The organism is Pseudoalteromonas sp. C2R02, assembly GCF_018860845.1.
GTDB lineage: Bacteria > Pseudomonadota > Gammaproteobacteria > Enterobacterales > Alteromonadaceae > Pseudoalteromonas.
This window is the reverse complement of sequence record NZ_JAHKQC010000034.1, coordinates 85454-109781: the sequence shown is the minus strand read 5'-3', so window position 1 is coordinate 109781 and position 24328 is coordinate 85454. Positions and strand designations below refer to the sequence as shown.

22 protein-coding genes and 1 pseudogene are annotated in these 24328 nt (G+C 34.2%); 6 read left to right on the top strand and 17 right to left on the bottom strand.

The window, feature by feature from the left end; genetic code table 11:
• Window positions 1-169: 169 nt before the first annotated feature.
• The 4 genes from KO527_RS13800 to KO527_RS13785 all read right to left on the bottom strand — a co-directional run bounded on the left by KO527_RS13800 (window position 170) and on the right by KO527_RS13785 (window position 6707).
• Entirely contained in the window at window positions 170-865 is a 696-nt protein-coding gene (locus tag KO527_RS13800; protein ID WP_216040863.1) for an alpha/beta fold hydrolase, read from the bottom strand.
• A gap of 160 nt (window positions 866-1025) precedes the next feature.
• Entirely contained in the window at window positions 1026-2627 is a 1602-nt protein-coding gene (locus KO527_RS13795; protein ID WP_216040862.1) for an amidohydrolase family protein, read from the bottom strand.
• A gap of 1 nt (window position 2628) precedes the next feature.
• Window positions 2629-3765, bottom strand: a complete 1137-nt coding sequence (locus tag KO527_RS13790; protein ID WP_216040861.1) for a M14 family metallopeptidase — start codon at window positions 3763-3765, stop codon at window positions 2629-2631.
• A gap of 107 nt (window positions 3766-3872) precedes the next feature.
• Complete coding sequence (locus KO527_RS13785) at window positions 3873-6707, bottom strand: TonB-dependent receptor (protein WP_216040860.1); 2835 nt, start codon at window positions 6705-6707, stop codon at window positions 3873-3875.
• Between the two features lie 898 nt (window positions 6708-7605).
• Here KO527_RS13785 and KO527_RS13780 point away from each other — a divergent pair.
• The 4 genes from KO527_RS13780 (at window position 7606) to KO527_RS13760 (ending at window position 11786) form a co-directional block, all read left to right on the top strand.
• Entirely contained in the window at window positions 7606-8487 is an 882-nt protein-coding gene (locus tag KO527_RS13780) for a LysR family transcriptional regulator (protein WP_216040859.1), read from the top strand.
• 218 nt (window positions 8488-8705) lie between these two features.
• Entirely contained in the window at window positions 8706-9320 is a 615-nt protein-coding gene (locus KO527_RS26415) for an integrase repeat-containing protein (RefSeq protein ID WP_354668623.1), read from the top strand.
• Window positions 9321-9591: 271 nt separating this feature from the next.
• Window positions 9592-10791, top strand: coding sequence for an alanine--glyoxylate aminotransferase family protein (locus tag KO527_RS13765; RefSeq protein ID WP_216040858.1), 1200 nt, complete (start codon window positions 9592-9594; stop codon window positions 10789-10791).
• Window positions 10792-11399: 608 nt separating this feature from the next.
• A complete protein-coding gene (locus tag KO527_RS13760) occupies window positions 11400-11786 on the top strand; it encodes a hypothetical protein (protein ID WP_216040857.1) in 387 nt (128 codons plus the stop codon).
• 12 nt (window positions 11787-11798) lie between these two features.
• On the opposite strand, the pseudogene KO527_RS13755 reads toward KO527_RS13760, so the two are convergent.
• The 8 genes and pseudogenes from KO527_RS13755 to KO527_RS26410 form a co-directional block, all read right to left on the bottom strand.
• Window positions 11799-12107, bottom strand: a pseudogene (locus KO527_RS13755) (GFA family protein); the annotation flags it as partial.
• Between the two features lie 223 nt (window positions 12108-12330).
• Entirely contained in the window at window positions 12331-12552 is a 222-nt protein-coding gene (locus KO527_RS13750) for a hypothetical protein (RefSeq protein WP_216040856.1), read from the bottom strand.
• The gene (locus KO527_RS13745; protein ID WP_216040855.1) at window positions 12522-13322 is read right to left on the bottom strand and encodes a glycine betaine ABC transporter substrate-binding protein; all 801 of its coding nucleotides are present in this window, start codon (window positions 13320-13322) and stop codon (window positions 12522-12524) included. Before KO527_RS13745 ends, KO527_RS13750 begins: the two co-directional genes overlap by 31 nt.
• 199 nt (window positions 13323-13521) lie before the next feature.
• Window positions 13522-14010, bottom strand: a complete 489-nt coding sequence (locus tag KO527_RS13740; RefSeq protein WP_216040854.1) for a GNAT family N-acetyltransferase — start codon at window positions 14008-14010, stop codon at window positions 13522-13524.
• Between the two features lie 4 nt (window positions 14011-14014).
• Window positions 14015-14356 (bottom strand): hypothetical protein, encoded by a 342-nt coding sequence (locus KO527_RS13735; protein ID WP_216040853.1) that lies wholly within the window; start codon window positions 14354-14356, stop codon window positions 14015-14017.
• A gap of 7 nt (window positions 14357-14363) precedes the next feature.
• Complete coding sequence (locus tag KO527_RS13730) at window positions 14364-14600, bottom strand: hypothetical protein (protein WP_216040852.1); 237 nt, start codon at window positions 14598-14600, stop codon at window positions 14364-14366.
• Between the two features lie 45 nt (window positions 14601-14645).
• A complete protein-coding gene (locus KO527_RS13725) occupies window positions 14646-15338 on the bottom strand; it encodes a response regulator transcription factor (RefSeq protein ID WP_216040851.1) in 693 nt (230 codons plus the stop codon).
• On the bottom strand, window positions 15338-16828 hold the full coding sequence (locus KO527_RS26410; protein WP_216040850.1) for a histidine kinase: 1491 nt from the start codon (window positions 16826-16828) through the stop codon (window positions 15338-15340). Before KO527_RS26410 ends, KO527_RS13725 begins: the two co-directional genes overlap by 1 nt.
• 230 nt (window positions 16829-17058) lie before the next feature.
• On the opposite strand from KO527_RS26410, the gene KO527_RS13715 reads away from it, so the two are divergent.
• Both KO527_RS13715 and KO527_RS13710 read left to right on the top strand, forming a co-directional pair.
• On the top strand, window positions 17059-17934 hold the full coding sequence (locus KO527_RS13715; protein WP_216040849.1) for an ABC transporter ATP-binding protein: 876 nt from the start codon (window positions 17059-17061) through the stop codon (window positions 17932-17934).
• The gene (locus KO527_RS13710; protein WP_216040848.1) at window positions 17922-21122 is read left to right on the top strand and encodes a M1 family aminopeptidase; all 3201 of its coding nucleotides are present in this window, start codon (window positions 17922-17924) and stop codon (window positions 21120-21122) included. The genes KO527_RS13715 and KO527_RS13710 overlap by 13 nt, the downstream gene beginning before the upstream one ends.
• Window positions 21123-21175: 53 nt before the next feature.
• On the opposite strand, the gene KO527_RS13705 is transcribed toward KO527_RS13710, so the two are convergent.
• From KO527_RS13705 to KO527_RS13685, 5 genes are all read right to left on the bottom strand, one after another.
• Window positions 21176-22159, bottom strand: coding sequence for an MDR family oxidoreductase (locus KO527_RS13705; RefSeq protein WP_216040847.1), 984 nt, complete (start codon window positions 22157-22159; stop codon window positions 21176-21178).
• Window positions 22160-22256: 97 nt separating this feature from the next.
• Complete coding sequence (locus KO527_RS13700; protein WP_216040846.1) at window positions 22257-22892, bottom strand: TetR/AcrR family transcriptional regulator; 636 nt, start codon at window positions 22890-22892, stop codon at window positions 22257-22259.
• Window positions 22893-23041: 149 nt separating this feature from the next.
• A complete protein-coding gene (locus tag KO527_RS13695; RefSeq protein WP_216040845.1) occupies window positions 23042-23479 on the bottom strand; it encodes a GNAT family N-acetyltransferase in 438 nt (145 codons plus the stop codon).
• A 37-nt stretch (window positions 23480-23516) separates the two neighbouring features.
• Window positions 23517-23972 (bottom strand): permease prefix domain 1-containing protein, encoded by a 456-nt coding sequence (locus KO527_RS13690; RefSeq protein WP_216040844.1) that lies wholly within the window; start codon window positions 23970-23972, stop codon window positions 23517-23519.
• A complete protein-coding gene (locus KO527_RS13685; RefSeq protein ID WP_216040843.1) occupies window positions 23965-24300 on the bottom strand; it encodes a helix-turn-helix transcriptional regulator in 336 nt (111 codons plus the stop codon). Before KO527_RS13685 ends, KO527_RS13690 begins: the two co-directional genes overlap by 8 nt.
• Between the last annotated feature and the right edge of the window lie 28 nt (window positions 24301-24328).

The following is a 24328-nucleotide window of genomic DNA, read 5'->3' as shown; positions in this document are numbered from 1 at the left end:
CCCTTCTATTTTTAATCCTTTTGTATTAACTATTATTGCACACTTGTAATTGAATGTAACCACCTTGTTCTCTTTCATATGTTTTCATTGATCAATGACTATTGATTTAATACTTATGTTTTTGATTAAATGAAATTTATAGATTAAATCTCCTAGTAAATGATTAAATTTAATCAAATAACCAAGTTTCTAAATGAATTTTTAATGATAAAGATTGCTCTAAAGGCAACATATGACCTGCTCCCCTTTGTACAATCACTTTGACATTTTCATTCTTGTTAGCGAGTTCAGCCATCCATGTTTTGTTTATGAAACTATCAAATTCACTGTAGTAAAACGTCATTTTTATCTTTGAATCAATTAATTTTTGGGATAAATCAGTCCGTTTTGTTGTTGCCTCAATCTGTGATAAAAATACAGTTGCACCTAATTGTTTATCCATTGTTATAATCTTATTTATTAAATCCTCATCTTGCTTGTTTTCATCTAACAAACTCATTGCTCTTTGGCGGCTCATACCAGAGTAGCCATGTTGCTTTAAGTAACTTACTAGTTCTTCACGTTGATTTATTTCGTTTGTATTAAGAGCACACCCAGTATTTGAGATTATGAATAGATTTTTAATTCTATGAGGGTATTTTGCCGCAAAGTTACTGGCAATATATCCGCCTAGTGAAAAACCGACCAAATATACTTTATTTTTGGGTAGTACATTTAATAATTCATCAGTAATCTCGTCTATATTATTAGCTGATGGCAACTCAATATGTTTTAAACTAATTTCCTCACTAACTAAGTGCTTTAAATCTTGCCAAAGTAACTCATTACACATGGTACCTGGTAATAAATAAACATCTGTTTTCATTATATTCCCGTGTACAAGTTGATAGAATTGGTCATGAAAGTAAGAATATATCAGAAAAAGATATACCATTAACTAAAGAGATCACACAAATTGTTGAGCACCAAAAAATTAAAAAGGAGCCAAAGGCTCCTTTTTAATTTTTAAGTCGTAAACAACAATTTTAATGCACTACTCTACCATTAAGAACATTTTTATATTTACTATCTTCAATGGTAACAGCGCCATTAACTAATACTGTTTCGATACCACTTGATAATACGTTCCACTTTTGAAAGTTCGCGTTATCTGAGAAGTTATTCTCATCAAATACGATAATATCGGCATAATTGCCCAGCTTGATTTCACCACGTTTTTTTAAGTTCAGAATTTTGGCAGTTTGTGTGCTGCTTTGTTTAATAAACTGACCTAAGGTTAATAACTTTTGCTCTTTAACATACTGGCGATATTTTTTAGGGAAACTCGCATATTTTCGAGGGTGCCCGTTTGTACCGTCTGATGAAGAGACAACCCAAGGTTTAACCATAAAGTTTTCAATATCATTTGACGACATATTAAATGACGCAACACGAATTTTAGGTCCTTGTACTAGTTCAATTACCGTATCTGTTTCTGATAAGCCTTTTTCAGTTGCTAATTTCTTCAGTGTTTTACCTACTAAGTTTTGATCTTCAGTCACAGTCACTAATAAAGCTTCAGCACCACCACGGCGACGAATATTTTCAGTTATTTCTGATTTTATTTTAGGTAAAAGCGCATCATCTTTTAGCCTTTGATGAAACTTTTCTTTAGAATCAGCCATCACCCATTTAGGCACGACTGCACTTGTTAACATAGTACCCGATGCTTGCCATGGATATTGATCTGCTGAAATACTAATACCTTGTTGTTGCGCTGTTTCAATTTGTTTTATTACATCAACACTTTGCCCCCAAACATCAACACCCAAAGCTTTGATATGTGCAATATGTAAGTGGATATCAGCTAACTTTGCTATATCAATCGCTTCAGATACTGCTGCTTTAAAGCCTATATTAAAGGTACTTTCATCTCTTAAATGGGTATCGTAAATTCCTTTATACTTAGCAGCCGTTTTTGCAAGTTCCACAACTTCTTCTGTGTTAGCAAACGCACCGGGCACATAATATAAGCCACTAGATAAACCGATTGCACCTTGCTGCATTGCAGTATTGAGTAATGCTTTCATTTGCGCAATTTCATCCGGTTTAGCAAAGCGCTCTGCTCTGCCAATGACTTGGGTTCTTAACTTACCGTGACCAACTAATAGCGCGGTATTTGTACCTATGCCATTTTGTTCAAGGGTTTGTTTAGCTTTTAAAAAATCAACGGGCCCGCCACCATCATTGCCATTTACAACTGTGGTAACACCTTGGGTTAAATAATTGAGATTACTATTTTTATCTTTACTCATTAACTCTTCAAGTGAATGAGTATGGGCATCAATAAAACCTGGGCTAACAATTTTACCCTTAGCATCTATGACTTTATTTGCGTTAATCTCTTTGCTATTAGATGCATAAATGCCACATATCACTTGTTTACAAACTGCAATATCTAATTTTTGCGCTTTTAGATTGCTTCCTGTGTAAACAGTGCCAGATTTTATCAGAACATCTACTTTAAGTTCTGGAACCATATCAGGAGATTTAGCTGACAGCGCACTATCAGTGCATGCAATAAGACTTAAACTTAAAACGACAGCAGCCGATATTTGAGTGCTTTTAATTGCCTTAGGTAATCTCATATTATTTTCCTGTTACCGGATCGCTTTCTAACAGAGTGGTCATTAAAGTATTTGCAGCACTTACAGCTAAAGTATGGATAAATCTTCTATCTGTATTGTCACCCATTTCATAGGTGATCGCGTGTGCTTTATATTTATCAGTAAAATATTGCTTAAATACACCTTTACCTGGGTTATTTCCTGGTTGTTGTATCACTTTAAAGTCTGGGTATGCTTTATCTAAGCTATTGAGCCAAGTTTCAACTAAGTATGGTTGTTGCATACCGTAATCTGATGGCATAGTGTAAAAGATATCTTTTTTAGTTGAGTGAAAGTCAACGGCCATACGCATTTTTTGTTTATTATTAACAAGCGATGTTAAGTAGTCATCAACAATTTTTGATTCTATTTGATCAAAGTTTTTCCAACTACGATTTAAATCAATGCCGTTAGCATTGTGACGCCAATTACCTAATTGAACACCATCCGGGTTAAGATTTGGGATCACTAATACGTTAAACTGTTTTCTAAATTTTTGTGCTAATTTTGAGTCTGAAAGTAATGTTTCAGTAAATGGAAATATCGCTAAAGCGCCTGTGATTTCTGGTGGGTGCTGACGACCTAATATCACTAACCAATCTTTACTTTCACCTTTGGTTTCAATTTTATAAATCGGACGTTTTTGTGTAGACTCGCCTAGCACTTCTTGGCTGATATGTTGCTGTTGTGCTAAGTGCTTACCCCAATGATAGTATTGCTCATTGGTTAAAATTTCTTGCGCTGAAATCCAAGTTGGCTTTTCATTGACTTTTAAGTGAAATGACATTTTATTTTTTCTTAATCTATATTTTTGTAATTGCCAATTATGCCCATCTTGACTGATTTTCGGAGGGTATCTATGAGTGCCATCTTCAACTTTCATGACCACTTTAATATCAGCCGGTTTGTCTGCAACAACTTTAAAAGCATACCAAGGGCTATCATTAATAGGCGTATTTTCAGGAATTAAAGTTAATTGATATGTTGAATCATTAAGCTGCTTACATTCATCTAATCTTGCTGCTGCAAAATCATGTTCAAACTTAACTGTTGAAAAGTCACATGCTAGTGATGCAAAGCTTGAAAATGCACACAGCCCTAGAAAAAGAATACGTTCCATAAAATTCAGCTCTTTTGTATTTATATTTATTGAAGTTAATTAATACAATTGGTATTAAGTTTAAAAAAATACGGGCCTAAATTTAGGCCCAGTTTATGAGATTATGACTAGAAAGACTTACTGAAACTCATATGGAAATAACGACCTCTATTTGAATGAAGTCCGCCAAAGTAACCATAACCCAGTTCATCAGCAAGTGGAGGTTGCTCATCAAATAAGTTACGAACTCCTACACGTAGCTTGCTATCATTAAGAACAGATTTACCTTTAAAACGGTAATCAGCATAAAAGTTAACTGTTTGGTAGCTATCTACTGGTAACTTAACTACTTCATCGTCAATTGTTGCTGTTGTACTTGAGTCTTCTACTTCACTTACATAGCTAGTACTTAAACCTGAACCCCATTGTTCCATACGCCAGTTCAGTGATGCACGAGCACGTAGTTCTGGTCGACCGTTTTGTTTCATTAAGTCACCCACATTTTTAACAACTTGATCAGCTGGTACTGCTGGATTGCCAGCTTCTTGTGCAGCGAGTAACTGAGCTGAAATATCATCAGGTATTTGCTCAAATTTAGTTAATTTAGCAGCATTAAGTGTGAATTCCCAATCACCAAAGCTTGATTCCCAATCGTATGTTAAGCTTAAATCAATACCTTCAATTTCTCTTTTATCAAGATTTTGGTAAGTATTGTTAATTTGCACAACTTCATTGGTATCTGGATCACGAATTACATTTTCGTTAGATGAACCTTCTGAACGTAGTAATGAATCATAAAGTAAATGAGAAGCACCTGGTAATATACCGACTAGGTTTTCTTGCTCAATGCGCCATGCATCAAGGGTGATAGTCATTTGATCTGACGGTTGGAATACAAAACCAAGAGAGATATTCGTATCATCTTCTGGTGTTAAATCTGTATTACCACTTCTTACGTCAACAATTGCATATTTTTTATCTAAAACTGGGTCGTACAAGCTATTACTACGTGGTACTGCTTCAGCAGTTACTTGTGGTAAACCTGGGGCTCTAAAACCACCTGCATATGAAGCGCGAACGCTCATCCAGTCAGCTGGCTCCCAAAACAATGCAACTTTAGGTTTTAATGCTGAACCCACATCTGAGAAATTTTCGTATCTTGCTGCAACTTGTAACTCAACATAGTGATCGCCATTATCAATAACGGGTACTAGTACTTCAACAAATGCAGATGCAACATCACGATCACCCTTTGAATCAGGTGTCGGGCTACTACCAAGTACATTACTACCAGATAATTCAACACCTGTGATTTGGTCAATAAATGGGTTGCTGCCATCTAATAATTCATCACGGTCATCTTCAAAAGTTTCATGTCTAAATTCTAGGCCCATTGCTAGGCCAACAGAACCGGCTGGTAAATCCCAAAGTTCGCCATTACTCATTTTAAAATCTACTGAAGCTAGGCTAGTTTTAGAATCACGTGTTACATCAACCATAAATTGGTCAATCACACTTTGTGGATTTAAGCTGGTATCGCCAGTATTTGGATTATTTACATCACCACCGGTGAAAATATTGTAAGCATTTGCTGGATCAGTGCTGTTAATTGCTTGTTGGAATTTACTTGCATGGATACGGTTAGCCATATCATTAGTTTCGGCTGCTGAGTAAAAGGCTGCAGTTTCCCAATCCCAATTTCCTGTTACACCACGAAGACCAGCTAGCGCACGGTAGCTTGTGTCATCCACTTCTACATTTCTTGGGCCAGTATCAATTGCACGATAGCTTCGTACTTTAACTTCTTCATCAAATGGGTTAAATGCAGCATCGGCAGAGATCATAAATCTTTGCGCTGTTAAGTTAGGTGTTTGTTCGCGTAGTCTTTCGGCTGTCGCACTGTAGTAAATTGCTTCACCAAATAGTTCTAAATCATTACCTAAGTCATGCGTAATGTAAGTATAAAAATTTAAACGATCAACATCAGATACTAATGAACGATCTGGGCCACGATCATAACGATTATCTCGAGGGAAACTGCCGCTATCAGCACATACGCCACCTGATAAATCTAATACACAGCCTGATTGAGAATCTGGTTGTAAGTGAAAACGCCCTAGTTCATCAGATTGAAAGTCACCCCAAGGTGTTGCTGTTGTACGGTTATCTAATTGCGTATCGCCAATAAAATCTTCTGGCAATGTTGGGTATTCACGTAAGTCATGACTTGCAGAATAATCTCGTTCTCTTGCCATCATGCCATTACGTTCGTAATAAGTCGCAGATGCAGTGATATGTGTTTTGCCACCGTTTACATCAAAACCAGTTAAAAAGTTAAATGTTTTTTCATCAAGTGGTGTACCTTCTGAGCCTCCATAAGTAACACTGATGCGATTGCCTTCAAAGTCATCTTTTAGTTTATAGTTGATAACACCTGCAACGGCGTCAGAACCATAAATAGCAGCAGCACCATCACGTAAAACTTCAAGAGAGCGTAAACCTGATACAGGTAAAGTATTTGAGTTAACAGTCGTTACTGGAACAAAGTTTTCTGATTGTGTACCCGGGTGATTAACTAAACGGCGACCGTTAAGTAAAGTGAGTGTATTACCAGTACCTACGCCTCGTAAGTTAATTGAAGATACGTCACCACGCGCATCGTTTACGCCGCCGTTACCTGTTGCACCGCCAAAATTAACTTCACCGATTTGAGGAATTGAACGTAAAAGTTCATCACCTGTCACAGCCCCTGTGTTTTCGATATCTTTTTCTGACAATGTTGTAACTGGTAATGTGCCGATATCAGTAGAGCGTTTTATATTAGAACCTACGATGCTAATTCGTTCGATTTGTTCATCGTCTGATTTTGTTTGTGCAGCTTGCACGAGCTGAGGTGATAGAGCCGCAATAACACATAAACTAAGACGCGTAAGCTTGTGGTGACTTGTTGTATTTTTGATCATGAGATTTCCCGTTGTCATGCCCCGTTATAATTAATCAGATTTATTTTAGTTTTTACCTGATCATCAATTTCCATACTTATTCCCGCTGCTTTAGTTCAATTAAACTAAGCGGCTATACTCAAACTATTTCCAACTGCCCAATAAAATAAATAGCTTGTGTCTATAACCATGAATAAAAATGGTGAATTAAACAATTGACACTTAATAACAAGACTATAACCTTTGGTTATACCTTTTAACATTTTAAAGAAAATACAATTGATTAATTAATTGTTAAGTTCTATTTAACGACAGTAATTTATTGTAATTTACACAATCAAAACAGTTAAACTATATGAGACCAATGTCAGGATACATAAGCTCATTAGTTATAAGCGGTAATTGATTAGAATTTGTTTCTAATGTTATTTACAACTTCTGAAATTGATAATTAAAATGTAATCTAAAGTGATTTCACTATTGTAAGTATGGCAACAAATAAATTGTTTTATAGATAAATAAAACCAAATTAACAAATACTAAGAGGAATTAAATGCGACTTAGACATAGTGAAGTTTTTCATGCGATATATATGACAGGCTCGAAAACATATGACGCGCTCAATTTTTATCCGGTTGATATGAATGCTCAAAACAACACACTAAAGGTAATCATATGAGATTGAGACATATTGAGATTTTTCGTGCGATTTATATGACTGGGTCGATAACATATGATGCGCCCAATTTTTATCAGGTTGATATGAATGATCATAAAAACAGACTAAAGGTAATCATATGAGATTGAGACATATTGAGATTTTTCATGCAATTTATATGACTGGCTCGATAACATATGATGCGCTCAATTCTTATCAGGTTGATATGAATGCTCAAAATAACACACTAAAGGTAATCATATGAGATTGAGACATATTGAAATTTTTCATGCGATTTATATGACTGGTTCGATAACAAACGCAGCCCAATTCCTTCATGTCTCACAGCCATCAGTGAGTAAGGTGTTGGCTCATGCTGAAATGCAACTGGGCTTTGATTTATTTCAACGTGTTAAAGGTAGGTTAATTCCAACAGCTGAAGCGAACATGTTGTTTAATGAAGTAGACAAGGTATATAAACAAATCCGTTCAGTACGAAATACAGCTGAAAATATTAAAAAAAGTAAAACTGGTAACATCAATATAGGGTTGGCTCCAGCTCTGGGATTTGATTTAGTGCCAAAAGCGGTGGCTGAATTTAAAAAAACACATCCCGATGTGAATATTAATATTCAAACTATGCACAATGAACAAGTTCAACAAGCATTACTTGAAAGAAAAATAGATTTTGCTTTAATGTTTTCTCCTCCCCCACTGCCTGGCATAACACAGCGGTTGGTTTTGGAGTCTCAGTTAATGGTTGTTTATCCAAATCAGTTTTTTCCTGAACAGCCGCAATCTATGAATGTAGAGGAGCTCATTAATCAAGAAATTATTGGTATTTGGGATAGCGGCCCACTTGGAGATATCGTATTTAACCGCATTTCAGATCAAGATATTGAAATGAAATGTAATATTCAAGTTCAAACATACTTTATTGCCGCTAGGCTGGTAGCACAAGGAATGGGGGTATGTATAATTGATGAATATACCGCTAAAGGTAATTTATGTGCACAAACATCAATTTCGCCTTTATCTCCACCGCTACATTTTAATTTACAAGCGTTACACTTAACCGATCAACAATTATCACAAACATCTAAGCATTTATTAGATGAAATACATAAGGTGGCTAATGCCTAGCTACAAAGCCATAGCTTTTGGTTATACTGTTTGTAATAGATTTTATTTTTATTAAACACCATGATGATTTAGTTTAGCTATGTTTCTAATTTAGCTTGCGAGGTTGTCATGGAAAATCAATTTTATCCTACTCTTGAATTGGCAAAACAATTTGCCTTAAATCACAATTTCACAAGTTCTATTGATTATCACTGTAGACGCCCTTCATGTGATAGCGCATTACCCTCAAACCCGCAAAAATTTATAAGAGCCAATGGATAAGTTGGTACGACTTTTTAGGAACGCAACCAAATACAAGTAGACTTTATCAAGACTTTGATAAAGCTAAATCCGTAGCACATTTTTTAAAGTTTAATTCAATAAAAGATTACAAGCTCACGTGTAAAGTAAAAGATAAAGCACTGTCTGTCGCACCTAATGAGAAATTTAAAGAAGATTGGATTAGTTGGGAAGATTACTTAAATTTAAATGGTTGCTCAGCTTATCAAACTTATTCTAAAGCTAAGCTAGCAACTAATAGACTAAAAATTAAAAGCTCAATTGAATATTCTGTTATTCGTAAAGCGGTTGACTTAAGGCTGCCATCGTCTCCTGAGTTGGCATATAAAGAGCAATGGACAAGTTGGTATGATTTTTTAGGTACTGAAGATCCGGCGAAAAATTTATATGCCAACTATTTATCTGCAAAATGTGCAACTAAAAAATTTAAGTTTAGTTGTGCAAGTGATTATTGTACGAGATATAAATTATTAGATAGTAAACTGCCTAGCACACCTAAACGAAAATATAAAAATGACTGGGTAAGTTGGCAAGATTTTCTAAATATTAGTTAACAAATTGGAATATATTTTTAAATTTATGTTTTGGTAAATAAATATGCATCTTATTTGGATTGCTCAAGTGAGAATAATATAAACAATATTGTTTAAACCTATAAGTAAATCTTTATTTATCAATACAGTAAATGTTTCACATCATAATAATTTAGATATTATATTTAACTTAAAAAATTTTATATTTATTCTAAATAATGAATTACCTGTTGCACTACATTATGTTAGGATTTTTAACAATCACCTTTAATAAATACTTAAGCTAAGAAACATGAAAATAGTAGTTCCCCAAATAGATACGTTAGATCGCATTTTACCAGAAGAACCATTATTAATGATGGGAGCGGGACCAGTTCCTATTCCACAAGCTGTTGCCAACGCCAATGGTATTGTGATCAATCATTTAGGTGAAACCATGGGGAAGATAATTCATCAAGTAAAATCTATGGCGGGTTATATTTTTCAAACTAATTCCCCATGGATTGTGGGTGTTGCTGGCCCTGGCTCTGCAGCCATGGAAATGGCTGTTGCAAACTTAGTTTGGAAAAATACCAAAGTGCTAAGTATCTGCAATGGTTTTTTCTCAAATAGATTGGCACAAATGGCGCAAAGAGCTGGTGCTGAAGTTGAGCAAGCATCTATTATTGAAGGTCAAAGTGCTGATCCAATTGAAATTAGAAAGTTAATTGAAGAGCATTCTCCAGAAGTGATAACCATAGTACAGGGTGAAACTTCTAATACCACTTACAATCATGAATTAGCTGAAATTGGCAAATTAGCAAAAGAATATAACTGTTATTTAATAGTCGATGCGGTGTGTACATTAAGTACTATGCCTTTGAAAATGGATGACTGGCATATTGATGCGGTGATCACTGGCGGTCAAAAAGGTTTAAGTTCTATTCCTGGCGTATCCTTAGTTGCATTTTCTGATCGCGCTTGGCAGCGTATCAGCAACCGCGTCATTCAAATTCCCCAATGGACTTTAGATGCCATGCTAGCTTCTAACTTTTGGCATCAAGACTCATATCATTATACTGCGCCAGTTTCTGGTTTACTTGCATTGCATGAAGCCATGCGTTTGATATGTAATGAAACATTAGAAAAAAGATTTCAAAGACATTTAACTTGCTCAACAGCACTACAAAGTGCTATTGAAAGCTTAGGTTTAGATTTATATATTGACGGTAAAAATAGGCTTAACTCTGTTATTGGTATCCGTTTACCTGAGCAATTAGAATCTAAAACAGTATGTGAACATATATCTAAAAACTACCGTGTAGAAATAGCGGGATCTTTTGGTCCTCCTATCGTACGTATTGGACAAATGGGTGAACAATGTCGTGAACATAACCTATTTCGAACGATACATGCTTTTGGTTCAACCTTTAAAGATTTAGGTATCAAAGTTGATGTACCAGCAGGCATGGCTCAACTTGAGAACATGTTGCAAAGACAAAAATTCATCTAAATTAAATTTTTTAACAATCAACTTAAAATTATTCAAGGCTTAACAAATAAATCTTTTATATTTTGTATTTACCAATCAAAAATAGCTACCGCTAATTTTGGTTGGTAAATACAGCCAAATAACAATTGGTAACACGCTTTAATGTTAATAGTTTCCACTATGGCGATATAACAACGCTTCATTCAGTTTTCATTCATATAAATCATTTATCCTGCACTTTCTTATAAAGTTAAAGCAATGAAAGGACAGTTGCTTTTATTTAATTTCGCTCAATATTTTAGAAAACACTGAAGTTTTATATTGAGCTATTAGAGTTAGTTTTATGAAAGCATTGTTAACCTTATTCATTTCTCCAATTTTATTATGGCTCTACAAGTGTACTTGCCAATTTCACTTATGTTACAGGCAATATACAACTCCATGATGGCTCGCTGCATGGCTCAAGTGCTACATCAACATTAGAAGCAGGTCATACATTTGATAATGCTTTAGGTGGTTTAACAGTTCTAACTGAGTTTGATGCAATTCAAACGGGTGAAATCAAAACAACGGAAGAAGGCAACTCATTAGCAAGCTCACCATATATCACTCTAGGTATGGAACAGCATATGAATATTAACGACAATTTTTGGGTCGCTGTTGGTTATCATCGTTTATTGCATGATGGCAATGCATTACAGTATCGCCCTTTAGCAAAAATAGGTTATAACTTTGATTCTGGTATTTCTATCAGTAATAGAACGCGAGCAAGGATAGATGCTACTGAAGCTGATAATAAAACGGGCTATCGTTTAGATAAAAGAGTGAGTTATACTGGCAAAGAATCAAAGTTTTCATTTAGTTATAACAATGTATTTTTTACCTACAGCGATACAATGGACCACGAACTGAGAGTTACTTGGACAAGATCTGGTTTTCAACCTTATTTAGAATTTAGAAATCAAGCTGATGATACAAATAATGCTATCGTCATTGGATCAAGCTACGGATTTTAATTTATTTGAAAGTTATGGATATGTTTTATGCTGTGGTAATTCATCATGAATAGCACACCAAGTTGGCCGTGATTGTGTCCATATATGCATTCTTAATGGTGGAATATAACCGTGATCTAGTACACCTAGTGGTATTGCAATCGTATCTGGATACTCTAATGATTCAAACCAAAGCGGTGAACCACAATGACTACAAAAACATCTTTGTCCCCTACCCGAGTTGAATTTTGATACACAATTATTTGCACTACAGATCACCACATCAGCGGATTGTGCCATAGCCCAAGCCGCAGGCGATGTTCCTGAGAACTTTCGACAATTATCACAGTGGCAATATCACCAGAATGTAAGTTACCATTTATTGTAAAAGTGACTTCTTTACACAAACAAGATCCATGAATCATATTTGACCTCTACAGCTTTGTGTTATTAATGATTATATCCTAGGGAAGAAAAACGCATTTTATATACACACTATAATGATCAGTATAGATCTATTTAATTATTTTTTCTTTAAATTTATACTTTTAAAAGATTATTGTTTTTATTTCCTTGAATCAGAACATACTGCTTGCATCCAAATATCTACGTCTTGCTTAAACATATTTAACCAAGCCGTAACAGCTTGCGATTCAGTTAGTCTATCTACTACAAGTAAAGCTGAAGCTTCAGAGATCATTTTAGAGTTTAGATTTATATTTTTAAGTAAATCAAAAGCGCATTGATTATATGTTGCTAAACCAGGCCAGGCAGCTTTTTTAACCACGCATTTTTTTTATTGCCACAATCTTTCACATGCTTTGTGTTTAAGCCCCATTCAGGCACAGTTTCACATTCAGGTGAAAATTCAGGAAACTCAATAAACTTCCCTTTCAAACGTGTATCTGTCCAGTTTGGAGACCAGTTTAATAACAAAATGGGGTTCATCATTTTTGCTGAATTTTTTAGGTGTGCAATAAGTGCTTTATCATCTGGTAATTCTTTGATTACGAAGTTTAAGTTTAACGCTCTTATGATATCGGCATCGTTATAAAACCAAGGGCCTGAGTAATACACCCCTTTATTTTGTGAGCCTACTTGACTGAATATATGAGCACATTTGTTAAGTGCTTGCCAAAAGGGTAATCCAGGACACAGGTTTTCAACATATTGAGGATACCACCACTCTTCTCTTACTTTTGCGTTATGACTTCCCATGTCCACAATATATTGTTTTTCGACATATTCATTAAATACTTCACCCATAGAAGGTTCCCACACTTCTATTTGCATATGAATTAAACCTCTTTTCAAAGCTCCCCATTGATTTTTAACTTTAATATCTTGATAAGACACGTCAAAACCTAGCTTTTCGTAAAGTTTGCCTATAGATTTAGATAAGACTCTTTGGCTCGCCCAATCATTAAGTGGGATCACAATTTTATTCAGTTTTCTGTTATTTTCTGCATTACTATAAAAGCTAAATAATAATGTTTGTATAAATATAAGTTGGTAAAATACACAGTTAATTAAATTTATTTGTTTAAACTTAAACATTTCATCCCTATGTTTTAAGTCAAGTTTATAACGATAGTTTAGTATATATAAAGCATCTTTTTGAAGTAATTACCAAAAGGTCTAGTTTTTCTTTTTTTATCTATAATGTAATTAAATAATTCATTAATTATATTATAATAAATATATTATTTGCATTGTTAGAGTACTTTAGATTCACAATGCACTTAAAGTATGAGGGTTATTTCAATTGAGTGATCATTAAAAAGTCTTGAACATCGGCATCTTTTCCATAATTAATAAAGCCATTTTTAATATAAGTATTAACTGCTATTGAATTAGACTTTTTAACTTCGAGTAAAATGGCATGTATATGTTTAATTTTCATAACTTCAGACTTGACAGCTAACAGCAAAGATTTACTTATATTTAATCCTCTAAATTTTGCAGTGACATACATCTGAATTAAAGTACCTGAGTCAATTACATCGTGTTTGTTATAATCAACAAATGCACACAGGCCCACTAGTTTATTTTTGACATAAGCACCCATAACAAATTTATTTGGATTGTTTTCTTTTATTAATTTTTCAAAATGTAGCTCAGGAGTATTTACTGATTCTTGATAACTGGTTTCAAAAGCTTCAGGGTTATGTTTTAAACTTTCTAATCTTAAAGCACGATAAAAATGGCTATCGCTTGGGGGGACCTTTTTATAAATTACTTCCATTAGTTCACGCTTTTAAATTACTTACTTCGCCATGTCTTTTTACACTCAATAGTCCTATTGAACAAATAATCAGATATATACCATACAGACTCATTTTTTCGACCCATGTAGATTGAGGTAATGAGCCATAGATTCTCAGATAATCATTGATGATTAACATGCCAAAACCGACGATTATTGAAGTTGCCTTGAAGTAAATAATACCAAAAGATTTAATAGTTGTGATGGAGATGATTAATGAAACTAAAGAAAGGTAAAAAGCCAATAAAGACAAAGCACCTGGTACTAAGCTAGGCGCTAAGGCTAAAAAAGCTAATACGATTGAAAACCAGCCTATATATATCATAATTTTTTCAGTCATCCTTTAACGATTCAAATTCCATTTTTTTACTTTCAAACCAGGTTTGCATATCTTGTGGCTTTTGCATCAGAGTTTGCATTTTAATCATGGCATCTAAATGGTCTTTATCTTGTTTTTGAAACATTTCAATACCATGTTGTTTACTTATCTCAGCCAGTTCTTCAAATGTGTTGGCTTGGAATTGTTTATCACATGCGCCACCCAGTTGTTTGCAAGTCATGGTTTTCATAATCTCTCCGAGTATTAAGATAGAGCAAATAAACTTGTTTTAATTCTAGATCAAATTTTGTGCTGCTACTTTAAAAGACTTACCTATTTTTACCTTTTGACACTCAGATAAACTGACATAGTCTTTATCTACAGCGCTTACGTGCATTTTATTAACGATATATGATTTTTGAACTTGAATAAAAAGCGTTTGAGGTAGTTGTTCGATGAGTTGTTTTAATGTGCTATTGACCAAGTCACATCTTTCTCCCTGATATACCTTAACGTAATTACCATAGGCTTCTAACATAGAGATATTCTCCAATTGATATTTACGTTTTTCTTTACCTACTTTAAAAACGATACTCTGCGGTTGATTAGTTGTGATGTCAGCTTGTGAAATGTGTTTAACGCTGTTACGTACTTTATTGAGCGCCTGATCTAGCCTTTTGGCTGAAACCGGCTTTAATAGATAGTCGGTCACATCAAGTTCAAAACCTTCAAAAGCATACTCTTGATAAGCACTAATAATGATAACTTGAGGCTTATTAGCCAGTACTTTTAAAAACTCGATACCGCTTAGTTGTGGCATATTGATATCTAAAAAAAGTAAATCAATTTTCTCTTTAGCTAATTTTACAAGGGCTTCAGTGGCGTTATAACATTGACCTACCACTTTAGTATCTTGATGTTGTTTTAAATGATGCAAAATTACCTGATGAGCCAAAGGTTCATCATCTATTATTAAAGCTTTAATCATTAATCAAGTTCCAACGTTAGTATTACGTGCCATTTACCAGATGTTTGATGCGTCTCTAAGTTATGCTTATTGTGGTATATAAGTGACAACCGTCTCTTTAAATTTTCAAGGCCAATACCTTTTGGTTTAGATGTTTGAGCTTGTTCAAAATCATTTATGCATTCAGCTATGAGCGTATTGTTTTTAAGTGTCATATTAAATATCAATTCACATTGATCTACGCTTTTATCTACACCGTGTTTAAATGCGTTTTCCAACAGTATAACTAATAACAGCGGCGCTATTTGATGCTGATTAGCATTTTCAGGCCAATTAACACTTATATTGCATTTATCTTTATTTCTGATTGTTTGAAGTGCAATATAATCTTGTAAATAAGAGACTTCTTGTGACAAATTAACGTGCGCTTTTTGCCCTTCATATACACTATATCTTAATAAATTTGATAATTGCATCACCATATCAGGTGCTTCATCTGACTTGATTAGTGTCAGTGCATATAAGTTATTTAACGTATTAAACAAAAAGTGGGGGTTTATTTGTTGCTGTAATAATTTTAATTCTGTCTGAATTTGTTGTTTAGATATTTCGTGCATTTTAGCATCTTGTTTTTGTCGCTCAAAAGCTAAAATTATTGGTGTACTGACTGCAAATACAACAAACATAAATTGGTAGTTATATGGCGAAAATATATTTTGGTTACCTGATGGGATCAGTGTTGTGATGTATTCTGGTACTTGGTTTACTGGCAGTGCCAAGATCAGGTAAGAATATGTCGGCGTTAATACTATCAAACAGAGTAAAACGGCAGCACAAAATATTATAATGCCCTGCTCTGCAAGTACCTTACGGATCAATACATATCGATTTAAAAGGAATGTGATATAAATTAAACTTGAGATAACTAAAAACTGCCATAAGTAAAATAAAAATGGCCCAAAATCAGAAATCAATTTACTGAGTTCAATCACAGGGTTAATGGGTTGGTTTAGCATAGGCGCTACATGAGAGTTAAATATTCCCGCAACAAATAATGCCCAACCTACCACTAAAATTAAAACGACATTATTTAACGAAAATAAGCCTGAAAAAAAAGTTATAAATTTATTTACTTGGCCTTGTTTCATGGTGTGCTGGATAAACCATAATAAACTTGCTGCCATAGTGATAAACCAAACCTCTAGATTAAAGTAGGACCACAATTCAAAAGCTGCATTTTGTCCGTTTAAAACAATTAATGATAAAGGATAAAATATAAAGCAGGTAAGCCAGGTCAATATCGCTTTATTTTTTGATTGATTACCTGCAATACAATGTCCAACAAGCAGTGGTAAACATTCAAAAACAAGCTGAAATGAAACTAACAGATACTCTGCTCTTTCCTGCGTATCATTTATCAAAAAACGGATATGGGCTTCTAATAAAATAACTGACAATAATGGTACGTACCGGTAAAAGTCTCTTATTAATAAATCTTTAATCTTTAACACGCTTTATTTCACCATTTACAGGATTGATTGTTAATTTTGTCATTTATAGAAACTATTTGTCATCCATAGAATGATAAAAGTACCTTTTTTAATGACGAAAGTCACTTATCAATTAAAAACAATGGTTTATTACATTTCATCATTTAATTTTGATGGTTAATCATTGTGTAATAGCCCAATTTATTAAACTTATTTAATGTGAGCATATCTTTCGTTATCGAGTTAAAAATATGCTTACACTTACAAATGTAAATAAAATTTATGCTGATGGGACTCATGCCCTGAATAATATTTCACTCTCTTTGCCAACAGGCATGGTTGGCTTACTTGGCCCTAATGGCGCTGGTAAATCATCACTTATGCGAACACTTGCAGGATTACAAGCAAGCGATGCAGGGAAAATCATCTTTGATGGCATTGATATTTTAAAAAATCCTCATGACATCAGAAAAGTACTTGGCTATTTACCACAAGAATTTGGGGTTTACCCAAATATGACCTGTTATGCGTTACTCAAACATATCGCAATATTAAAAGGTTTAACCAAGCCTGAGTATACCAAGCAAATAGAAGAGTTATTAATACTTACCAATTTAACAAATGATTCAGGCAAAAAAGTATCGACTTTTTCAGGTGGTATGAAGCAACGTTTTGGCATTGCACAAGCTTTATTAGGCGACCCTAAACTTATCATTATGGATGAACCTACCGCAGGTCTAGACCCAGCAGAACGAGAAAGATTAAATAACTTACTTGTATCAATCAGTGATAATAAATTAGTTTTGTTATCAACACATATCGTGTCGGATATTGAAAACCTTTGCCATCATGTTGCTTTAGTTAATAAAGGCAGTGTGATAGATAATGGCAATGTACAATGTCTCATAAAACCACTAGACAAAAAAGTATGGAGCACATCTGAGTTACCTAATAATAAAGATATTAAAAACAGTCATGTTTTAAGTAAAACCTTTCGATTCGGAAAACCGACATTTCGAATTTATGCCCAGTCAAAACCAAGTCCTGATGCACATCTGGTTGAAGCAAGTTTACAAGACAGATACTTTTTTGAATTAAACAAAACAGGTGAACTATGCAATATTTAACTCCTTTATATCTTAATGAGTGGCGTTATATTTTACGTCAGCCTATCGCATTATTATCCATATTATTACCTGCTGTTTTTGCTTATATGCTTGCTATGGGCTTAGACACTGGTGACACAAATAAGCTTAAACAATTTGAATTTAATTTAATTGCATGGCAAATGCTTTGTTTGCCAGTATTAGTGGCTGCATTGGCTCCTGGGCTACTCTTAAAAGATAATATTTATAATATGAGCGAACTGATAGTCAGCACCCATACTTCTTATTTAAAGCGTACTTTGAGCCGTATCATTTTACTAATAAGCCTGTGTTTATTTATTAGCATAGTGAGTTATGGCGCTATTTTAATTTCTTATATCCTACAAAATGAAACGAACTTAAGTTTAGATTTTAATTACTTAAAGTCATTGAGTTATAATTTGGTGTTAATGGTTTTACCTAGCTTGATTCTGTTAGCATCTTTAGCATTAATTCTCTGTACAGTTCAAAAAAGTGTTGTTGTAGTTTATGCTTTTTTTGGTGCACTTTGGTTAAGCTATTTAATGATAGCGAGTATGACAGGCTCTCCTATTCTTGCCGGTAGCAGCATTGTAAATACACAATTATATGATGCTTTATTTTGGCTCGACCCATTTGCTATTACAGCCAGCATGAGTCAGTTTGAATCGTCAGGTTCATCACACTGGTTAGAAGGTGTATTTGTTAGCCGAGCATTTTATGTCGCTTTGAGTGCGAGCATAATTTATTGGTCTTTGTATAAATATAACTCTGAACTTGTATCAACTAAAAGTAAGTCAAATAAAGGTAAAAGCCAAAAAATAAAATTAAAAACTTATAAACAGATAAAAGCACCCAATAAATTTATTTACAGCCTGACTACCCCTATGTTTACTTTATGTAAAACCCCTTTACAGCAGTTATTGGCCAGCAAACTAACTTTATTAATACTCTTATCTTGGGTTATTTTAATTTTTAATACTGCAGCATCTGGGCTTAATTATGCTGAACCTTTTTCGATCTTAAATAGTAACAGTATAGACGCACTTAACCGCGTATCTTTTGATGTTTTACCTGTATTAGGTGCTTTTTTGGTAGCGCTTTGGTCTTGGCAAATAACAACAAGAGAAAGCGCTTTTAACTTTTCGCAACTTGTAGCAGCGACACCTATTAAGAACAATCAATTAATATTAGGGCATGTTTTTGTTATCTGTTTTATGGTGTTTATTCTACTTGTTCTTACTGCGATTGGTTGTGTATTGGCGCAGCTATTTTTTGAGAGCGAGTTTTACCCTGTTCATTACATCAAACAACTGAGTTTAAGTGGTTTACCTTTAATGTTATTAGGGTCTCTTTTTGTTGCTATCTTTCATTTATGCCGCTCTAATTTAACTGCAGGTTTTATCATCTCTTTAATATTACTGGTAAAATTCACGCCAGTTATGAGCAATTTAGGATTAACCCATACCCTTTGGCAAATCGCAGATTCACCACTTCAAGAACCTGATAGTTTTTGGGGTTACCAAAATAGCTTATCTGTATTTTGGCCATATATGAAAGTATGGTTACTCGTGGTACCAACAACGATATTGTGTAGTTTTGCATTAACTCATCGCGGAACAGGTCTAATGCAAATTAAAACTGAAAATTTCCCTAAAGTATTATTTATTCCAATTTTTATTAGTTTATTTTCTATAAGCGACTTTCACTATAAATTATTAAATGAAAAACCTTTGATGACCAGTGATAAGAGAGAAGCTTTTAAAGCCCAGTATGAAACGCAATATGCAGTTTGGAAGACGAAACCTCAGCCAAGCATTGTGCATATAGACGCTGATGTCGCTATTTTTCCTGAACAACAGATTGCAAAATTTAAGCTGAATTATCAAATAAAAAATAAGACTAATACAGAAATAACGCAAGTATTGATCGGACGTTCTAAACATTATCCATTAGTAGAAGTTCATATTAAAGGTGCACATAAAACACATTTCGATAAAAAGTTGAATCAAGCAGTGTTTACTTTTGATAAACCTTTAAAAGTTGGAGAGTCTAGTCGTATTGAAACAAAGTTTACTTTTGAGCAACCTAAGTTATGGCCTATCAGGAGTCACCAAATTGTTTCAGCTGATTTTAGTTATTTAAGATCTGTACCATTACTACCAACTATTGGTTATCAAAAAAATTATGAATTAACAGCTGACAGCTTAAGAGAAACTTATAATTTAGCTGATAACTTAAATTTAAAACCTTCAGAATTATTTAAACAACCACATAACAGTGTAGGTAAATATGAATTTACCACTATAAAAACAAGGTTATCAACAAAGCTTGGTTATCAAGGTATTGCACAAGGCAAACTTACAAAACAATGGCAGCAGGATAATAGATCATTCTTTGAGTTTGAAACATCAGCGCCAATAAGAGCCATTCCAACTTGGATGTCTGTGCCTTTCTCAGCAATATCAAAAAATAATAATAAGGTGGCACTTAATGTTTATACACCTAGAAAAAATCAAGCAGCTCAAATCAACCTTAAAGCCATGGACGACACTTTAAATTGGTTTAATGAAATTGGCTTACCTTATACTGGAAGTCAGTTAAATATTGTTGCTGCACCAGATTTTGGGCCGACAGGCTATTCTCTTCCGAAGGTTATGTTAATTAGTGACAGTGTTGGTTTTAGAGCACAACCAAGTGAAAATGCAAGCTTTGATCAAAGGTATAGAAGAGCTGTTCATGAAACTGCCCATCAATGGTTTGGCCATCAAGTTGGCAATGGCGTATATGAAGATAAGGCATTTCTAATAGAATCTATGGCTAAATATGTGGAACTGGTATTGATTGAAAAACATTATGGAAAAGCGGCTATGCAATCACTTGTTGAATATGAAACAACGCGATATGAACACGCAAAAAGAAATAATATTCAGGCACCTATTGCATTAGTTGATGCGACACTAAATCATGATCAATACTCTCGTGCAACGATTGTTTTTTCTCAGCTAAGAGAAGTATTAGGTGATGAGATTATCACTAAGGCTATCAATCTATTATTTACAGAGCATGCATATCCGCTTAATCCTGCAACTTCTATGGATTTTGTAAGGAAATTAAAGCAGGTTGCTAATAAGAATACTGAATTCAAAAATAGTAATATCATTGATGAGTTATTACTTCAGCCTGTTTAATGATTTAAAGTCAGTCTTTATGGTAAATATAATTTAAGACTGACTGTGTATTTTTAACTATTCAAATTAACAATGACGCGACCTTGAATGTTACCGTCTAGCAGTTGCTCAGCAGTTTCAACAACTTGATCTAATGTGATTTCATTTGCGATATCATTGATGATATTTGGCTCTAATAAGTCAGCTAAACGTTGCCAGGCTTGAATTCGGTCTTCTATTGGACGCATAACACTGTCTATCCCAGCAAGTGTTATGCCTCTTAAAATAAATGGTGCGACACTCGCTGGTAAATCCATACCTTGTGCTAAACCACACGCTGCAACTGTACCGCCATATTTAAGGCCTGCACATATATTGGCCAGTGTATGGCTACCGATTGAATCAATTGCCCCTGCCCACAGCTCTTTGGCAAGTGGTCGTCCTGCTTGGTTTAGTGTGTTTCTATTAATAACTTCACTCGCACCTAAGTGTTTTAGGTATTGTGACTGCTCTACTCTCCCAGTTGATGCTGTCACTTGGTAGCCTAACTTAGATAAAATAGAAATGGCGAAGCTTCCTACACCACCATTAGCACCTGTTACTAATATATTTCCTTTCTCTGGTGTTACACCATTCTTTTCAAGTGCCATAACACACAACATAGCAGTATACCCAGCAGTGCCGATTGCCATTGTTTGCTTAGGATTAAAATTTTCAGGTACTTTAATTAACCATTCACTTTTTAACCTTGCTTTCTGCGCTAAACCGCCACAATGTACTTCCCCTACCCCATAGCCATTTAATAAAACAGTATCACCTGTATTAAATTTATCACTATCTGTATGTTCGACTATCCCAACTAGATCAATACCAGGGATCATAGGGAATTTACGAACAACAGGGCCATTGCCTGTTATAGCTAAAGCATCTTTATAATTTAGAGTGCTATACAGTACTTTTACGGTTACATCTCCTTCACCTAGCAATTCTTCATTAATATTTGTGAGTTTAGCTTGATAATTTTCTTCAGATTTTTCGATTAAAATACCGTTAAACATAAGTGGCTCTCCAATATAGACCGATCGATTATTAAATGGTGTGAAAATGGCAAAGCACCTAATGAAATGAATATGCTCTGCCAATTAATTAAATGTGCTATTTCGTTTTGATACCAGATATAAAGTGTTTTAGATAACTATCTAAGGCTTGTGTTGATTGCATTAATTTAGCGCGACTTACTGCACCTTCCCAACCAATCCAAAAAAACTCAGCCAACTCATGACAATCCAGTTCTGGCTTTATTGCTTTAGCTGATTGTGCCTCTAATAAACACTGTTCCAGTTTACCTTGCCAAACAACGAAAATTTCAATCAATAACTTACGATAACTTAATGGTAAAACATCTACTTCTTGACCTAAATTTCCCACTAAACAACCGCGTTTAAAACGATGTTTTGTCATGCCACTTTTAGCATCTTCAACAAATAGCGCTAGGCGTCGTAAAGGTGCTATTGATTCATCGAATAAATACTTATCTAACTTTTTGGCAAAGTAACCTGAATAGCTTTTTATAACAGCTATTCCAAATGTCTCTTTACTATCAAAGTAATAGTAAAACGAGCCTTTTGGCACATTTACTTGCTTGATAATCGCATCTATACCCGTAGAGGCAAAACCATTTACAGTAAGATTAATTAACCCACTTTGGATCAGCTCTGCTCTGGTATCTTCATTTTCCCGCACTGTTTTAGGCGGCCTACCACGACGTGGTTTTGTACTTTGTATACTCATCGAATGATTATAGACCGATCGTTTATTTAATGGCAAAGGAAAGTTTGTAATCAATAAGTCTTAGATAAAATTATATTGATCCTATGTTTTATTTTATGCATCGGGGATCAGGCATGGTTTAGATTTGGTATTTGTTACCCTAATCAGGTTTAACTCGGTTTAATAACAAAGCCTTTTTCTATACCACTTTTAAAACCAACTTTTTCATATAAAGCATGAGCGGATGTTAATTTCTCTCCTGATAACAGCATTACTTTATAACAGTTTTTTTGCCATGCTAAAGATACTGCAAACTCTAATACTTGTTGACTCAGTCCCATACGGCGAAAATTACTTGAGGTAATAACATGTTCAATTATGCCAAATGGCCTACCACCATTTGCAATACTATTATTGATATTCAACGCACAAGTTGAAGCTAAAACACCTTCAATTTCAGCCACTATTATTTGTGTTTGAGGATCTGCAATTAAGTCTCGCCATGTTTGTTGTGCAAAGTTATCTTCTAAAACGGGATCAAAAGGTCTTAATTCTTTATATAGTTTCTGAATTTCTTTTAAATCATTTTTACCTGCTAACCTGATCATTATTTAAATTCCATTTTATTATTTGAGTTAAAATAAGTTAGTTTTTATTTCTTTTATTATTTTTTCTTAAAGCGATAATATTAGCTAAGCTCAGTGGTAATAAAACAAGAAAAATAACGCTAAAAGCTTCTTTTTCATTTGTAATTATTAAAGCGCTAGCGATCATCGCTGATGCCCATAATATCGATTGCGAAAGTATGGTTGATTTAGTTTTGTTTGGATTGGTATTTTGGCCTACAGTACCATATTCAAACGCACATAACTTTTGTAAAAAAGATCGGTTTTTTTCGTATTCACCTGCTAGCATATCTATTTCTCCCATTTTTTCTATTGCCGCTTTAAACGCTTGCTCTTCACTTTTACCATTTTTAATAAATTGTTCAACTTCACAATGAAGATGATCAATAAGCTCATCTATATTTTTACTTTTGATACTGTCATTACTCAGTACCAACTCACACCATTGTTGTATTGCTTGATTTAAATTAAACATCATCATCTCCTGCTAACTGATCCAACATTTTATCGAGTTGTTTCCAATTACTTCGTTGCTCAATAAGTTCGGCCTCACCTGTACTGGTAAGTTGGTAATACTTTCTTTTTCGCCCGGTGTCACTGACTCCCCATATAGCAAGTATAAATTCTTTTTTCTGAAGTCTATGTAATATTGGGTACAACATACCATCAGCCCATCGCATTTTTCCATCAGACAATTCATTTACTTTTTGGATAATGGCATAGCCATAGCTTTGTCCATTTTTCAATATTGCTAAGATCAATGGTGTTGTGGATGCTGCTACAAAATCTTTTGAATAATTCATTTTTACACCTTACCTAGAACTTCTATGT

Coding starts and splice junctions, on each gene's coding strand:
- KO527_RS13800 (WP_216040863.1), bottom strand. CDS start 865: ATGAAAACAGATGTTTATTTATTACCAGGTACCATGTGTAATGAGTTA.
- KO527_RS13795 (WP_216040862.1), bottom strand. CDS start 2,627: ATGAGATTACCTAAGGCAATTAAAAGCACTCAAATATCGGCTGCTGTC.
- KO527_RS13790 (WP_216040861.1), bottom strand. CDS start 3,765: ATGGAACGTATTCTTTTTCTAGGGCTGTGTGCATTTTCAAGCTTTGCA.
- KO527_RS13785 (WP_216040860.1), bottom strand. CDS start 6,707: ATGATCAAAAATACAACAAGTCACCACAAGCTTACGCGTCTTAGTTTA.
- KO527_RS13780 (WP_216040859.1), top strand. CDS start 7,606: ATGAGATTGAGACATATTGAAATTTTTCATGCGATTTATATGACTGGT.
- KO527_RS13765 (WP_216040858.1), top strand. CDS start 9,592: ATGAAAATAGTAGTTCCCCAAATAGATACGTTAGATCGCATTTTACCA.
- KO527_RS13760 (WP_216040857.1), top strand. CDS start 11,400: ATGAATATTAACGACAATTTTTGGGTCGCTGTTGGTTATCATCGTTTA.
- KO527_RS13745 (WP_216040855.1), bottom strand. CDS start 13,322: ATGTTTAAGTTTAAACAAATAAATTTAATTAACTGTGTATTTTACCAA.
- KO527_RS13740 (WP_216040854.1), bottom strand. CDS start 14,010: ATGGAAGTAATTTATAAAAAGGTCCCCCCAAGCGATAGCCATTTTTAT.
- KO527_RS13735 (WP_216040853.1), bottom strand. CDS start 14,356: ATGATATATATAGGCTGGTTTTCAATCGTATTAGCTTTTTTAGCCTTA.
- KO527_RS13730 (WP_216040852.1), bottom strand. CDS start 14,600: ATGAAAACCATGACTTGCAAACAACTGGGTGGCGCATGTGATAAACAA.
- KO527_RS13725 (WP_216040851.1), bottom strand. CDS start 15,338: ATGATTAAAGCTTTAATAATAGATGATGAACCTTTGGCTCATCAGGTA.
- KO527_RS13715 (WP_216040849.1), top strand. CDS start 17,059: ATGCTTACACTTACAAATGTAAATAAAATTTATGCTGATGGGACTCAT.
- KO527_RS13710 (WP_216040848.1), top strand. CDS start 17,922: ATGCAATATTTAACTCCTTTATATCTTAATGAGTGGCGTTATATTTTA.
- KO527_RS13705 (WP_216040847.1), bottom strand. CDS start 22,159: ATGTTTAACGGTATTTTAATCGAAAAATCTGAAGAAAATTATCAAGCT.
- KO527_RS13700 (WP_216040846.1), bottom strand. CDS start 22,892: ATGAGTATACAAAGTACAAAACCACGTCGTGGTAGGCCGCCTAAAACA.
- KO527_RS13695 (WP_216040845.1), bottom strand. CDS start 23,479: ATGATCAGGTTAGCAGGTAAAAATGATTTAAAAGAAATTCAGAAACTA.
- KO527_RS13690 (WP_216040844.1), bottom strand. CDS start 23,972: ATGTTTAATTTAAATCAAGCAATACAACAATGGTGTGAGTTGGTACTG.
- KO527_RS13685 (WP_216040843.1), bottom strand. CDS start 24,300: ATGAATTATTCAAAAGATTTTGTAGCAGCATCCACAACACCATTGATC.